This window comes from Streptomyces rimosus (assembly GCF_008704655.1).
GTDB classification, from domain to species: domain Bacteria; phylum Actinomycetota; class Actinomycetes; order Streptomycetales; family Streptomycetaceae; genus Streptomyces; species Streptomyces rimosus.
Genome location: NZ_CP023688.1, coordinates 2,289,279 through 2,303,485 on the forward strand (window position 1 = coordinate 2,289,279; position 14,207 = coordinate 2,303,485).

Below are 14,207 nucleotides of genomic sequence, written 5' to 3' on the forward strand. Positions count from 1 at the left end.
GATTCGCGTTAAGGTTAGCCTTACCTTATGACAAAATGGCAAGAGGTGTGACACGCCTGTGACCACCCTTGCCCCGGAGAAAGGCCGGCCCCCGTGGAACTCCGCGTCGAGCAGCTCACCGCCGGATACGCCGGGCACCCGGTCGTCGACCGCGTGGACCTGACGGTCGAGTCGGGCACGGTGGTGGCGGTGGTCGGCCCCAACGGCTGCGGCAAATCCACCCTGCTGCGCTGCCTGGCCCGCCTCCACGAACCGGAATCGGGGCGGGTGTTCGCGGGCGACGCGGACGTGTGGCGGCTCAAGCAGCGGGAGGCGGCCCACCGCATCGCGCTGCTCCCCCAGTCCCCCCAGGCACCCGAGGCGGTCACCGTCGCCGGGCTCGTACGGTACGGACGCCACCCGCACCAGGGCCTGTTCCGCCAGTGGTCGCGCGAGGACGAACGGGCCGTGACCCGCGCCCTGGAGCAGACCGGCACCAGCGCCCTGGCCGGCCGGCGCCTCGACCAGCTCTCCGGCGGCCAGCGCCAGCGCTGCTGGCTGGCCATGGCGCTCGCCCAGGAGACCCCCGTCGTGCTGCTCGACGAGCCGACCAGCGCCCTCGACATCGGGCACGCCGTGGAGGTGCTGGACCTGGTGCGCGAGGTCGCGGCGGGCGGGCGCACCATCGTCATGGTCGTCCACGACCTCGCGGCGGCGGCCCGCTACGCCGACACGGTCGTCGCGATGCGCTCGGGCCGGGTGGTCGCCGCCGGCCCGCCGCGCGAGATCATCGACGCCGCGCTCGTGAAGGAGCTGTACGGCGTGGACGCGGAGATCCTCGCCGCGCCCTCCGACGGCTCCCCGGTGGTCGTACCGACGGCCCGCGCGGCGGAACCCGTACGGTCCTGACGGCCGCCGCGGTCACGGACACGCGGACGGGCCCGCCGTACGACGGGCCCGTCCGTGGGTGTGGCCAAAAAGTGCCTCAGGCAACCAGCTTTTCCAGGTCGGCGACGACCTGCCCGATGTCCGGCAGGGCGAGGCTGGCGAGCTGCGCCCGCCGGCAGCGCGCGGCCGTCTCACGGTCGGCCAGCAGCTCCCGGCACACGGCGGCCACGGCGTCCGGGTCGGTGTCCGTGAGGTGCCGGCCGAGGCCCAGTTCCTGTACGCGCGCGGCGTTGGGCAGCTGGTCGCCGAAGTTCGGCAGCACCGCCATGGGCGTGCCCGTGCGCACCGCTTCGCGGATGCTGTTGTAGCCGCCGTGGGTGACGAACAGGTCGGCGCACTCCAGCAGCAGCGGCTGCGCGAGGCGGTCCGTCAGGTGGACGTGCGGCGCGGGCTCGACGCCGCCGGCCGCTTCGATGCCGCCGGTCGCCACCACGGCCGTGCACTCCAGCCGGGACAGGCCCGCGATGATGGTCGCCAGCTGCTCCGCCGGGTCGGTCATGCCCACCGGCAGCGGGGTGCCCGGGGGCAGCACCTCGCGGAACATCGGCAGCGCGGTGCCCACCGCGGCGAACACCAGCGGCCGGTCGGTGGGGAGTTCGGCGACCCAGTCCGGCAGTCCGGCGGTGCGGTCCACCACGGTGGTCTGGCGGTAGGCCAGTACGGTGGCCGGGAACCGCGCGAAGGAGTACTCGGCGGGCAGGTAGTCGAAACGGCCGTGCGGGTAGAGCGACCCGGGCTCCTCCTGCACGGGCAGCCCCAGCTGCTCCCGCAGCCGGTTCAGCGCCGGGAGCAGCGCCGCCGGGTCGAGGATGTTGACGGTGCCCGCGGGGATGGGCAGCTGCGGGATGCCGAGCTGTTCGGCGAGCAGGCAGGCGCCGATGTCCATGCCGTCGCGGATGATCGCGTCGGGGCGGAAGTCCCGGGCCAGCTCCGCAAGGACGCGGTGGCCTTCGAGGGCCATGTCGCCGGTGAGGCGGTCGACCAGGACCTTCAGGTGCGCTTCGTGGTCGTCGTCCGCCGTGTCGGCCCCCGCCGCCTCGGCTGCCTCGGCCGCCTCGGCCGAGGCGCGCCCCATCGCGCTGAAGTCGATGCGCGGCAGGGTGGGCTCGACCGTCACGGGGTCGGCGGCGAATACGGGTGCCACGTCGGCCGTCGTGACGACCGTGACCTCGTGTCCGGCGCCGGCCAGCGCGCGGGCCAGCGGCAGCAGGGCTCGGCCGTGCGAGGGGGAGCCGGTGGCGGTGCACAGGACGCGCATGGTGTTCCTCAATTCTGGGCCGGTGGGAGGTTCGATCACCGTAGAAAGCCGCGAAAACACGTGTCAAAGACGGGTGACGGTATTCGGCGACATTGAGTCATTCCCAGGGGAAAGGGCTTGTCAAGGGGAGGTGAGTGTGGGCAAAGGCATTCCGGATCCGGGGCCGCGGCGTGATCCGGAGCGGGTTCCGCACGCTCCGCCCCCCGCAAGATGCGATCAGCGGCGGGGCGCCACACGATGGGACCACGCAGGCGCCGCGGCGCACGGCCGGCAGGAAGGCGGACACCCGACGTGGAGCACATCGAAGAGCGCTCGGCGCCGTCCGGAACCGGTGGAGAGGCCGGGGCCGCATCCCCGGTCGAGGCCGCCCGCTCGTGCCTGACCCGCTCCTCCGTCTGCCTGATGTCCCCGGCCTCGGTACGGGAGCACCTGGGCGCGGACGACGAAGCCTGGGCGCGCTTCGCCGCGCACTGGGACGAGCTGGGCGAGGACCGGTACGCGGCCGAACGCGGAACCCGCAGGCTGCGCCGCTACGGACAGTTCGCCCTCACCCCGGCCACCGGGGAGCTGGAGCGGCTGCCCCACACGCCGTTCGTCCAGCCGGAGGACACCAACCCCCTGTACGAGGCGGTGGACCGCGACTTCGAGCCGCTGACCGACACGTTCGCCGCCGACCCGCTGCTGCGCCCGCTGTTCGACCTGCTGGCGCAGGCGGCGGCCGCGCTGGACGACGCCGGGCGCTGGATCGTCAAGGTGCACCCGTTCCGGGTCGTCGCGACGGCCGGCGACGAGGGCAACCCGACCCCGGAGGGACGGCACAGGGACGGGGTGACCCTGGTGTCCTCACTGCTCGTCAACCGGGAGAACGCGGTCGGCGGCCAGAGCTGCGTCTACACCCTCGACGGGCGGGAGCTGCTGTGCACCACCCTGCACCGTCCGGGCAGCCTGCTGATGTCGGACGACCGGGACTCGCTGCACTGCGTCTCCCCCATCCGGCCGATGGACATCACGGCGCCCGCCTACCGCGACGTACTGGTGACCACGCTCACCGCCGCATAGCCGCGGCTCCGCCCCGGGCTGCAAGAAATGGTGCGACCGGGGTACCCGTGGCGGGTGTTCTTCATCAGACCGCCGGGCGTGTACGCGCCCCAGGAAGACACCGGGATGCTGGCCGCGGCGCTCCGGCAGGAGACCCTGCGGCCGGGCGCGGAGGTACTGGACGTGGGGACGGGCAGCGGGGCCCTGGCGGTCGCCGCGGCCCGGCACGGTGCCGGGCGGGTCACCGCCGTGGACGCCGCGCTCGCCGCCGTGCTCACCACCCGGTTGAACGCCTGGTTCGCCGGGCACCGGGGTCAGGTGCGCGCGTACCGGGGCGACCTGCTGCGCCCGGTGGCCGGGCACCGCTTCGACCTGATCATGGCGAATCCGCCGTACGTACCCTGCGCCGCACCGGTGCCGCCGCGCGGTGGCCGGGCGCGGGCGTGGGACGCCGGGCCGGACGGCCGGGCCGTACTGGACCGGCTGTGTGCCCAGGCGCCCACGCTCCTCGCCCCGGACGGCGTGCTGCTGTTGGTGCATTCGGGGCTCTGCGATCCCGTCCGGACCGTGGAACTGCTGGCCGGGGCCGGGCTGAAGGCCGCCGTCACCGACCGGCGGTCCATCCCGTTCGGGCCCGTGCTGCGGCGGCGCGCGCCCTGGCTGGAGGCCCAGGGGCTGACGGCTCCGGGCCAGGACAAGGAAGAGCTGGTGGTGGTCCGTGCCCAGCGCCCCGCGTGAGGAGCAGGAGCCGGTGGCTGAGCGTGCGCACGGCGGGCGCGAGGACGCGCGCCGGGTCGTCCAGGACCCCGGGGGCCCGGTGCTGATCGAGGGCCCCGTCGAGGTGCAGCTCGACGACGGTACGACGGCGCGTTCGGACCGCCCTTTCGTGGCGCTGTGCATGTGCCGCCGCAGCCGGTCCTACCCCTGGTGCGACACCAGCCACCGCGGGCGCAAGCGGCCTCCGGCACCGCGCGCCCGGGCCGCCGGGGACTCGTGAGACAGCGGTCGGGGCCTCAGAGCGGGGCGAACAGCGAAGTCCGCCCCGCCTGCCACGCGTCGAGCAGGTGCCCGCCCAGCCGCTCCTCCAGCAGATCGGTTGCGGCGATGCCGAAGGCCACATCCGGCGCGAGGGCCGGTTCCTCGCGCAGCAGTCCCCGTACGACCTGGTGGCGCACCAGCTGTTCGTGCACGGCGTCGGCCTCGACGTGCTCGGCGTAGAAGTGCACGGCGGCCGGTCCGGCGTCCAGCCGCTCCAGCGCCTGCGCGAGGCGGCGCGAGCCGGGTGACGAGGTGACCTCCACCCAGGCGAAGTGGCCGACCAGGGCGCCCCGGTGCGCGCGGTGCAATCCGAAGAGCGACATGAGGTTGTTGACGGCGAGCATCTGCCGTGGGCAGACGCCCAGGTAGTGGCCGTAGTCGGGGTCCAGGCCGAGATCGGCCAGGAGGTCGGCGAAGAGCCGCGCGTGCACCCGCTCCGCGCGCCCCGCCCCGAACTCGTCGTACTCCACCGCCATCATCCCGGCCTTGGCCTGGCCCCACAGGCGCGGCACCACCCACAGGTGGGGGTCGGCCTCCTTGAGGTGGTACAGGGACCGCTGGGCCGCGTACTCGCGCAGGTGCCACAGTTCGCCCTCGTCGCGCAGGAAGTACGACACGCCGGTGCCGTCGGCGGGCTCCACCAGCAGGCCGTCGAGCAGCTCGGTCACCTCGCCCGGCCGTGGGAGGTCCGCGCGCAGCGCGTCGAGGAAGCCCTTCTCCAGCGACGCCCGGAAGCGCAGCAGCTCCGGGTCCCACTCCCAGGTGTCGGGCACGGCGTCGAAGCCGCGGTAGTGCAGTTCGTAGCAGAGGGCCAGGGCGAGGTGGAGGTCGTCGCCGTACGGGTCGGCGGCGGCCACCGTACGGGCGTCCGGCAGCCGTACGGTGCCGGGCGGCCGCTCCAGCGCGGAGACGACCGCCGCCGACAGGTCTCCGCGTGCCGGGGGGCGTCGCACGTCGCGGTCCTTCCCTTCACCCGACCGGGGCATGGTGTGCCGTGTGGCTCACGGGTGCCCCGGGCGTGCCGGGGAAAACGCGGGCGGCCCGTCCGTACGCACGGCGGGTGCCCTGCCCGTACGCCCTGCCGGGGTCACCCGGCCCGCCGCTCTTCCTCCTCCGGTTCGCCGGTCAGGTCCGAGCGGGCGAAGTTGGTCAGCTCGTACAGCAGCTGCTTCATCTCCACGAGCAGTTCGCCACCGGCAGCGGCGGCCGAGGGGTCGCCCAGCTGCCGGAACTCGTCCGCCAGCTCGTCGTACAGCTCCTGGGACCGGCGGCGGGCCGCGCGGTAGCGCTCTTCCGCTTCCGCCCGCTCGTGGTCGGCCAGCAGGTCCGCCTCGGCCTCGCAGAGCGTCGCCGCCTCGTCCGCGAGATCGGCGTAGCGCCGCAGGAACCCGGCGCCGGGCGTGGTCAGGCGGGCCCGGTCCCCGGAAGTGCCGGACAGGGTGCGGGTGATGGCCGCGAGGTGGTCGGCGGCGCGTTCCCACACGGCGTCGGCCTTCTCGGGCGGCGGTGGGGGCGGCCCGGTACGGCGCAGCCGGAAGCCGGGGTTGAAGCGGGAGCTCTCGGCGGTCCACTGCCGGGCGCTGGCCAGCGCTTGCAGCACCTGGCCGAGGCGGCGCGCGCGGTCGTGCCAGCCGGCCGCGTCCCTCGCGCTCCACTCCTCGTCGCGCAGTCCCCCGGCCATCGTCCGCAGCAGTTCGGCGGACTCCCGGGGCAGCCGCCGGAGCTGGTCGTGCACGTTGCGCAGGTGCACCGGCGGCAGGACGAGGGCGTTGACGGCGACGCCGATGACCGCGCCGATCGCGGTCTCGACGAGCCGGTGGCCGACCTCGGTCAGGGAGTAGGCGCCGTAGGTGATGACGAACAGGGCGGTGGTCGCCCCGTAGATGCCCTGGGCACCCAGTCTGCGGTGGGTGCCGACCAGCGTCATCACCGGCAGCACCAGAAGCATGGCGCCCAGCGTGCTGCCGTCGGTCGCGGCCATCGCGGCGGACGCGAGCAGCGCGCCGAGCACGATCACCACGAGCTGCTGGAGTCCGGAGCGCAGCGAGCGGTAGACGGTGGCGTCGACCAGCGCCAGCGCCGTCCAGGGCGCCATCAGGGCCAGCGGCGCGTTCAGCCACCAGCCCGTCAGCGCCCACGCGATGGTCGCCGCGCCGGCCGCCTTCAGCGACTGGACGACGGTGTCCCGCTCAGGGCCTGAGTGCCGTACCGCGGTCCGCACCGTACGGCCGACCGCCGTCGCCTCCCACCACAGCCGCCGCCACGCGGTCATGGCCCGCACCTTCGCCAACTCCGCCTCCCGGGCCGCTCCCACGCTGGTCAGGGCCGGGCGGTGCCCGGTGGTCCGGCGCGCTGGGTACCCATGATCGGCGGGAGTAGTCGTACGGCGGGCGCGCGCCGCCCTCGAACACGTTCGCCGCCTTCTCGGCCGCCCGGGTGATCCCCGGCCCCCGTAAGGGTGGTCACGCGGGCCGGGGCGCTTCGCCGGCGCGTCCGTCCGCATTGACTGGGGGGCACCCCGCGTGCCCTCCCCCGCCCCCGACCTCCGTGGAAGTCACGTTCTGATGCGTATTCGCTCCGCCGTCATCACCGCGGTCGCCGCTGCCGGTGCCGCCGCCCTGGTCCCGCAGCCCGCCGCCGCCTCCTCGGGATCGAGCCCGGTGGTCTCCTCCCTCACCGACTCCAAGGCCGTGCGGCTGCTGCGCATCCCGTTGAGCGAGCGCAACGTCGAACTGGCCCTGGACACCGTGGAGACGCTCGCCCGGCCGCTGAACATGGAGAAGGGCGCCTCGTTCACCGGCCGGTGACGCCCGGCACCCGCAGGGCGCACACACGTGCGAGTCACCGCGCGTGTGCGCCCCCGTCTGCGCCTGTCCGCCCCCTCGCCCCGGCGGGACGGTGGTGTCCGAGACCGGTACACCGGCCCGCGGACGAGGAGAGCGAAGTGATCCACATCAGTGAGACGCTCATGCTGCAGACGGTCGAGGAGTTCCTGACGGAGGAGGAGATCTCCCGGCTGGTCAAGATCATGGACAGCGAGGCGGCCTGGTGGCGGCCCCGCCACCAGGCCGAGGTGCTCCCGGCCCCGGCGACCGCACAAGAGGTGCTGGGCGAGGCCACGCTGCGGGCACTGCCCGCCATCCGGCGCAGCATGCCGTCCATCGCCGGGTCCGGGCACTGGGGCTACACCGAACTGGCCGTGGGCCAGGGCGTACCGACCCATCTCGACGGGATCAGCAGCCCGCGGACCCCGCCCCGGCGCATCGGCCGGATCGGCGTGACGATCGCGGACGCGGCCGAAGGCGGCCGCTTCTACATCGAGACCACGTCGGACAGCGCGCCCTGGACCGACACACTGCTGGGCGCGGCCGACGGGTACGAGCCGGGCACCCCGATGAGCCGCAGCCTGCCGCACGGCCCCGCGGCCCACGAGCAGACGCCGCAATGGCTGAGCGCGCCGCGCAAGAGCCGGTGGCTGACCGACGCCGGTCCGGGAGTGGCCGTCGCGTACGGCGCCCAGGTCATCCACGGGGTGACGCCGGTGCTCCGCGGCCGGGTGCGCAAGTTCGTCGCCGACCTCGTGGACACGGCGGCGGCCTGACGGCGCACGGCCGGGTGCGTGCGGGCTCGCGGAGCCCGCACGGGGCCGCTCCCCTGTCGGGCTGTCCGGCGGCTCAGCGCCGTACGACCGACACCCGCGACACCCCGAGCAGCCCGGCCAGCGGCACCTCGGCGGACTTCTGCTCCGGGCTCACCGCCAGGCCCTGTTCCCGCACCAGGTCCAGCAGCCGTTCGGCCAGCGGCATGACCATGTGCCGCCCCCAGCACCGCTCGTTCGCGTGCCCGAAGGGCAGGTAGCCGGGCTGGTCGTCGGCGTCGAGGGCCGCCCAGCGCTCGGGCCGGAACGCGTCCGGCGCGTCCCACAGCCGCGGATCGCGGTGGCTGAGCAGCGGCAGCAGCAGGACGTCGTCGCCCGCGCCGATCCGGTCGTCGAGGGCCGCGAACTCCGGTGACGCCACGCGCAGGAGGTTCCACGAAGGCGGCAGCAGCCGCATCGACTCGTACAGGATGTGACGGTTCGGTATGTGGTCCTCGAAGGGCGACCCGAGCCAGAGGGCGTTGGCGACCAGCGTGGACACGGTGAAGCACACCGGTGCCGCCGCCCGCCGGTACAGGCCCATCGCGTACCGCCGGTCCCCGTAACCGGCCGCGGCGGCGGCGAGACCCGCCAGCCGGGACACCGGCGCACCGGCCCCCGGGCAGCCCGGCAGCGCCGCGCCCGCCGCGATCACGGTCCACGTCAGTTTGGGCGTCCATTCCAGCTTGCGGTCCACGAGTACGCGCAGCCGCATCGGATCGGACCCGAAAACCAGGTCCCGCAGATAAAGGTGTGCCACCCGCGGCCATTCCCCCGACAGATCGGCCGCCGGGCCGCCTTTCCCGTCGGGCTTTTCCAGTGCCGCGCGCACGTCCAGGGAAACGGCCCGCATGACCGCGGAGGATTCGGGGCGGCTGATGGGCCGGCCCTGTAGGGGTTTGAAAGTGGGCCGTTCGGCCGCGTTGGCCGGTCTGCTGCGCAGCACGGCGTCGATCAGCCCGGGTCCGGCGACGCCGACCGTGTCGGCCTCCAGCCGGAAGACGTCCGCGCCGCGGTGCTCACTGAGGAGCCGGCCGAGCCGCGGCGTGAAGACCGTGACCCGGTCGCTCCGTTCCGTACCGTACGTACGCATCGGCGGCCTCCGAGAGCCTGGATGAGGGAACTACCGGGTCACGTGCCGATCAGTACCAGATGTACCAGGCGTAGGCCTTCAGGCTCTTCTCCGCCTTCATCTTCTTCTTGAGGGAGTTGATGAGCTTCATGACAGCACCTCCGGGACAGGCGAACCGACTGAACCGAACACCGACTCCGGCGGACCGGGACACGGAAAAACACTGCTCCGCCACTGAATCCGGCTTTCCGCTTTTCGTCAGGGCAAAGTGAAGCCCAGCGGCGAAAGGTACGTCAATGTGGTCAAGGTCACCGTAAATTCAGGGTATTGGGGGTTTCGCCGCCGAACGGGGGCGAAGGGCCGGGGTGTACGGAACGCGCGCCCCCGCGTGGGAAATCGCCGCCGCGACCGCCCTCGGAGGCGGATAACGCCACTTGCCCGGCGGTGACTGCGACCCGCGGGTGCCGCCTTCCACGCTGGTCCGCGACCGGCCCCGGGCCCTCCGCCCGGGGCCGAGGCGTCGACGACGGTGGAGGGGATTTCCGATGACCGCTGAGCGTGTGCTCGCGCCGCCCGGGGCGGCGTACCGATGGCGGTGGTGGGCGCTCGCCGCCCTGCTGCTCGCCGAGGCGATGAACCTGCTGGACGCGACCATCGTGCAGGTCGCGGCGCCGGCCGTACACGCCGATCTGGGCCGGCCCGGTGTCCGACGTCCAGTGGTTCACGACGGCCTACACCCTGCCGTTCGCGGTGCTGCTGATCACCGGTGGGCGCCTGGGCGACATCGCCGGGCGGCGTCGGGTGTTCGTCGGCGGCGTCACCGGCTTCCTGTTTGCGTCCGTCGCCTGCGCCCTGGCGCCCGGCACCAGCGCGCTGATCGCCTTCCGTGTGGCGCAGGGGGCCGCGGCGGCCCTGGTCATTCCGCAGACCATCGGCCTGATCAAAGCGATGTTCGCCGGTGCGGAACTGGCCCGCGCCCTGGGCGCCATCGGCCCGGTGATGGGGCTCGCCGCCGTCTGCGGGCCGGTGCTCGGCGGCTTCCTCACCCACGCCGACCTGTTCGGCTCGTCCTGGCGGGCGGCGTTCCTGGTGAACGTCCCCCTGTCGCTGCTCGTCCTCGCCCTGGCACCCAAGCTGGTGGACCACCGCGCCCCGCGGCGCCCCACCCTCGATCTGACGGGCACCCTGCCGGCCATGGCGGGCGTCGGGCTCATCGTCCATCCGCTGATCGGGGCCGACCTCGCCGCACTGTCCGGGTGGAACTGGGCCTCCATCGGGGCCGGGCTGATGCTGATGGCCGTCTTCGTACGTCACCAGCGCGGCGCCGTCGCCGCCGGGCGCAGCCCGCTGGTGGAGCCGAGCCTATTTGCACACCGCGGTTTCCCGGCCGCGCTGGTGGCCTCGGCCTCGTTCTTCGCGGTGACCAACGGCCTGATGATGGTGATCGTGCTCCAGCTCCAACTGGGCTTGCACGTGGGCGTATTGGCGGCAGGGCTCACACTGGCACCGTGGTCGGCCGGTCTGGCCTTGGCGTCCTGGGCGGCCGGTGCCCGCCTCGTCCCGCGCTTCGGGCACCGGACGATGCCGCTCGGGCTCGCCGTGCTCCTGGCCGGCGCGCTGGCCGCCATCGCCGTGTACCGCACCGCGGACCCGACGGCCTACCCCGCACCACTGCTTCCTGCACTCGCGGTCGTCGGCCTGGGAGTCGGCCTCTTCACCCCGGCGTTCTTCACCGTCGCGCTACGGCCGTTGCGGCCGCAGGAAATCGGCTCGGCCGCCGGGCTGCTGAACGCGGTCCAGCAGCTGGGCGCGACCCTAGGCGTGGCGGTTCTCGGCAGTGTCTACCTCCACGCCGCCGGGCCCGGCGGCGCCGCGGCCTCGCTGCACGCCGTGCAGCTCGCGTTCTGGGCCGCCGTGGCGCTGACGGTGGTCAGCCTGGTGGCGGCCGGGATGATGACCGGCGGGCCGGAGGCGGGAACGGTTCGCTGATCCGGCCCGTACTGCACTCCCCCGACCCGACCGGTACGCGTGAACCTTTCGCCGCACGCGGCTGATCGGCGTACGGAACGGCGTTTCCCGGGACGTATCGGCTCGTTGGGCGTGGACGAGCCTTGTCCTGCACACCGGCCTCCGCCGGGCCGCGGGAAGGCTCTCGCGTCCGGGGCGCTGGGCTCCGGCGCCAGAGAGAGGACGACCTGTGCGAAAGATGAGCTACGCCCTGGCCGCGGCCGTCGCGCTGAGCGGCGTGCTGTTCACGGGAGCGGCCGCCGAGGCCGCCGCCACCGCCCGCCCGCAGGCGCAGGCGAGCGGTCCGCCGTTCCCGTACGCCGACTGCGTCAAGGAAGTGAAGAGGCAGTACAAGGGCAAGAAGGACCCGAAGGCGACCTGCGACGCGCTGGTGCGCAAGGGCTACATCAAGAAGCCGGGAACCTGATCCGGCCGCTCCTTCCGACACCGGGCCCCGCGCCCCGGGCTCCGCGCCCGGGCCGCGGGGCCCGACCGGAGTCCGGTACGGGACCGGTCCGGGCGCCCGCGCGCACGTCTGTCAGACGGTGGCGCGCGCACTCTCACGGTGAACGCCGCGCACGCCCCTTGTGCGCCGGTGGCGGCCGGGGCAAGCTTCGTTGATGGTGAAAGCAACCCGGTTCTGAGAAACGGCCGCAGCTCGCGAGGATAAGGGACAGTATTTGGGCGGCCTGTTGCATGACGCTTACGGGGGCCGGGAGCGCGGGAACGACTCCTCCTTTCGTCGATTCCCTTGTGGACGCATGGTCAGAAGCGTCCTGCCCTATTGGTACTGGCCGACCGGCCGGCGAGGAACGCGCGCAGTACGGCGAAACCACGTACCCGGGACAGGGAAAGGGGTTCCATGTCGTCTCCAGGCACGGTTCCACCAGTATGCGGCGGCGTGACGTTCATGGACTACGGAGTTTCCACCCTCAGGCGGCTGCTCGGCAGCTCGGGCCTGAACGTCGAGCAGGGCGCGAGGGTTTTGCGCAGGATGCTCTCACCGTGGGGAGAGCGGCGGATAGGGACACGGCCCAACTGGCGTTCCGATGTCTGCGCCGACGGTTCGCCGATCGAGTTCTCCGCCGCCTTTTCGCGCGAGCGCACCCAGATACGGGTGCTCGTGGAGGCCGTACCGGACCGGCTGAGCACATCGGCCGCACAGAAATCGGCACTCGGCCTCACCCGCGGGCTGACCGAGGAATTCGGCGCCGTCGACGACCGTCTCGCGGCGGTCCACGACCTGTTCCTGCCGGACGGCGGCCCGGCCGGATTCGCGATGATGCACGCCGTCGTCTTCTCGCCGGACGGCGACCCCGAGTTCAAGGTCTATCTGAACCCGGACGCCGACCGGCGCATGACCGCCGTCGAACGGACCCGCGAGGCACTGGACCGCCTGGGATTCGGCAAGGCGTGGAACGCGATCAGCGAATACGCCCGCCGGGGATTCGACCTCGACAGGATCGTCTACCTGGGCCTCGATCTGGTGGACGGCCCCCAGTCGCGCGTGAAGGTGTACTTCCGCCATTACGACATTCCCCCGGCCGAACTGGACGCCCGCATGCGGATATCGCTCCAGCACGAGCCCGGTTTCCTGGAGGACTTCTGCCAGGCGCTGACCGGAAACGGCGGCGAGGCGCGGCCCCAGCCGCTCGTCAGCAACCTGACCTTCACGGCGGTCGGCGAGCACACACCGGTGTCCGCCACGCTGTACGTCCCGCTGTGGGTGCACGCGGAGAGCGACCGGACCATACGGGACCGCATCAGCTCCGTCATGGCCCGTATGGGCCTGCCCGCCGGCCGTTACCGGGCGCTGCTGAGCCAGGTGGCGCGGCGCCCGCTGGCAGGTGGCCGCGGCATCCACACGTACGCGTCGGCGCGGATGCAGCACGGCCGCCCTCGTATGACCACGTACTGGTCCCCGGAACTCTACGACCGGTATCCGCCCGCCCGTTACCAGCGGGGGTGACCGCCGTGCCGCGACACGACGTGCTCCGTTCGCTGTTCGACGACGCGCGGGTCCGCCCGGATCTGCTGCGGCGACGCTCGCCCGTCCGCTGGGGCGCGGTCCCGTCCGACGTCATTCCGCTGACGGCGGCCGAGCCGGATTTCCCGGGGCCCCGAGTGGTCCGGGACGCGGTGGTCGAGGCGGTCGCCGACGGCTATTTCCCCTATGCGGCACCCGAGGGGTCCGAGGAACTCCGGGAAACCTTCGCGGAAGTGGCCGAGGCCCGCCACGGAATCGGAAATCACCCCGATCGCGTGGTGCCGGCCCCCGGCACGGCGGCGGCATTGTGGGGCGTGGTCCGCCTGCTCTGCGGAGAGGGTGACGAATGCATCGTGCTGGACCCGGTGGACCTGCTGTTCGGCCAGGCTGTCGATGCCGTGGGGGCCCGGCGCGTCTACTGCCCGGTGGACAAGAACACCGGGCAACTGGACACGGACCGGCTCGCCTCACTGGTGAATGCGCGCACCGCGCTGATCTGCCTGTGCAATCCGCACAATCCCTTGGGCACGGTCTTCGACGAGGCGACGCTCCGGGCGGTGGAGGAGATAGCCGCCGCCCACCGTGTCCCGATACTTTCCGACGAGGTGTGGAACGAAATCGTGTACCCGCCCGGGAAGCACATCAGCATGGCGCGCCTGGACACCGGGAACAGCCGGCGCATCTACACGGTGACCGGTCTTTCCAAGACGTTCGCGCTCCCAGGGCTGCGCATGGGCTTTGTCATCGCCCCGACCCCGGGGGCCGCGGACGCTTTGCGGCTCGCCTTCCAGCGTCTGGGCGCCGCGTACAGCATGACGCCCTGCACCCAGGCCGGTGCCCTGGCCGCCCTGCGCCACGGCTGGCCCTGGCGCGACGCATTCCTGGAACACCTGCGGGACATGCGGGATTACTGTGTGGAACGGCTGAATGCGATACCGGGCTTCTCCTGCGGTCGCCCGGACGGTACGTACGTCCTGTTCCCCGATGTGTCGGCGCTCGGGCTGAGCAGCCGGGCGATGGGCGAATTCCTGCTGGCGAAAGCGCGGGTGGCCGTGGTGCCCGGCACGGCCGAGTGGTTCGGCCCGGCCGCCGAGGGCAATATCCGTATCAGTTACGCCACGTCGCGGGCCGTGCTGGAAGAGGCGCTGCACCGCATAGCGGGCGCCGTCGCAGAACTCGTACCCGGTGGCCCGGCCGGGCTCCAGGCCACCGGGGCGCCGCAGCGGGCGTGACCGGCGTACCG

At 72.9% G+C, this 14,207-nt stretch carries 15 protein-coding genes; 10 read left to right on the plus strand and 5 right to left on the minus strand.

Features of this window, described 5'->3' with window-relative positions; translation table 11 throughout:
- Window positions 1-93: 93 nt before the first annotated feature.
- Window positions 94-888, plus strand: a complete 795-nt coding sequence (locus tag CP984_RS09385) for an ABC transporter ATP-binding protein (protein WP_003985373.1) — start codon at window positions 94-96, stop codon at window positions 886-888.
- Window positions 889-964: 76 nt separating this feature from the next.
- On the opposite strand, the gene CP984_RS09390 is transcribed toward CP984_RS09385, so the two are convergent.
- Window positions 965-2,185 carry a glycosyltransferase gene (locus CP984_RS09390; RefSeq protein ID WP_003985372.1) on the minus strand — a complete coding sequence of 407 codons (1,221 nt, stop codon included), beginning with the start codon at window positions 2,183-2,185 and terminating at the stop codon, window positions 965-967.
- A gap of 291 nt (window positions 2,186-2,476) precedes the next feature.
- Between CP984_RS09390 and CP984_RS09395 the strand changes: the two genes are divergently transcribed.
- The 3 genes from CP984_RS09395 to CP984_RS09405 are packed head-to-tail and all read left to right on the plus strand — an operon-like array spanning window position 2,477 to window position 4,220.
- On the plus strand, window positions 2,477-3,244 hold the full coding sequence (locus CP984_RS09395; RefSeq protein WP_003985371.1) for a 2OG-Fe dioxygenase family protein: 768 nt from the start codon (window positions 2,477-2,479) through the stop codon (window positions 3,242-3,244).
- A 54-nt stretch (window positions 3,245-3,298) separates the two neighbouring features.
- The gene (locus CP984_RS09400; protein WP_003985370.1) at window positions 3,299-3,961 is read left to right on the plus strand and encodes a HemK2/MTQ2 family protein methyltransferase; all 663 of its coding nucleotides are present in this window, start codon (window positions 3,299-3,301) and stop codon (window positions 3,959-3,961) included.
- Between the two features lie 13 nt (window positions 3,962-3,974).
- Window positions 3,975-4,220, plus strand: a complete 246-nt coding sequence (locus CP984_RS09405) for a CDGSH iron-sulfur domain-containing protein (RefSeq protein WP_043977091.1) — start codon at window positions 3,975-3,977, stop codon at window positions 4,218-4,220.
- Window positions 4,221-4,236: 16 nt separating this feature from the next.
- Here CP984_RS09405 and CP984_RS09410 read toward each other — a convergent pair whose 3' ends face one another.
- Window positions 4,237-5,247, minus strand: coding sequence for an iron-containing redox enzyme family protein (locus CP984_RS09410; RefSeq protein ID WP_030181789.1), 1,011 nt, complete (start codon window positions 5,245-5,247; stop codon window positions 4,237-4,239).
- Window positions 5,248-5,348: 101 nt separating this feature from the next.
- A complete protein-coding gene (locus tag CP984_RS09415; protein ID WP_043977088.1) occupies window positions 5,349-6,533 on the minus strand; it encodes an FUSC family protein in 1,185 nt (394 codons plus the stop codon).
- A gap of 292 nt (window positions 6,534-6,825) precedes the next feature.
- Here CP984_RS09415 and CP984_RS09420 point away from each other — a divergent pair, with 292 nt between their 5' ends.
- Both CP984_RS09420 and CP984_RS09425 read left to right on the plus strand, forming a co-directional pair.
- Complete coding sequence (locus CP984_RS09420; RefSeq protein ID WP_003985366.1) at window positions 6,826-7,068, plus strand: hypothetical protein; 243 nt, start codon at window positions 6,826-6,828, stop codon at window positions 7,066-7,068.
- A 137-nt stretch (window positions 7,069-7,205) separates the two neighbouring features.
- On the plus strand, window positions 7,206-7,862 hold the full coding sequence (locus CP984_RS09425) for a hypothetical protein (RefSeq protein ID WP_003985365.1): 657 nt from the start codon (window positions 7,206-7,208) through the stop codon (window positions 7,860-7,862).
- 73 nt (window positions 7,863-7,935) lie between these two features.
- On the opposite strand, the gene CP984_RS09430 is transcribed toward CP984_RS09425, so the two are convergent.
- Both CP984_RS09430 and CP984_RS42995 read right to left on the minus strand, forming a co-directional pair.
- Window positions 7,936-8,991, minus strand: a complete 1,056-nt coding sequence (locus CP984_RS09430) for a cytochrome P450 (protein ID WP_003985364.1) — start codon at window positions 8,989-8,991, stop codon at window positions 7,936-7,938.
- Window positions 8,992-9,040: 49 nt separating this feature from the next.
- On the minus strand, window positions 9,041-9,121 hold the full coding sequence (locus CP984_RS42995) for a tryptorubin family RiPP precursor (protein ID WP_226048792.1): 81 nt from the start codon (window positions 9,119-9,121) through the stop codon (window positions 9,041-9,043).
- 551 nt (window positions 9,122-9,672) lie between these two features.
- Here CP984_RS42995 and CP984_RS09435 point away from each other — a divergent pair.
- From CP984_RS09435 to CP984_RS09450, 4 genes are all read left to right on the plus strand, one after another.
- Window positions 9,673-10,959, plus strand: a complete 1,287-nt coding sequence (locus CP984_RS09435) for an MFS transporter (RefSeq protein WP_226048633.1) — start codon at window positions 9,673-9,675, stop codon at window positions 10,957-10,959.
- 217 nt (window positions 10,960-11,176) lie between these two features.
- Complete coding sequence (locus tag CP984_RS09440; RefSeq protein WP_003985362.1) at window positions 11,177-11,404, plus strand: hypothetical protein; 228 nt, start codon at window positions 11,177-11,179, stop codon at window positions 11,402-11,404.
- Window positions 11,405-11,887: 483 nt separating this feature from the next.
- Complete coding sequence (locus tag CP984_RS09445) at window positions 11,888-12,946, plus strand: tryptophan dimethylallyltransferase family protein (RefSeq protein ID WP_078575309.1); 1,059 nt, start codon at window positions 11,888-11,890, stop codon at window positions 12,944-12,946.
- Between the two features lie 5 nt (window positions 12,947-12,951).
- Entirely contained in the window at window positions 12,952-14,196 is a 1,245-nt protein-coding gene (locus CP984_RS09450) for a pyridoxal phosphate-dependent aminotransferase (protein WP_197049351.1), read from the plus strand.
- The last annotated feature ends 11 nt before the right edge of the window (window positions 14,197-14,207 follow it).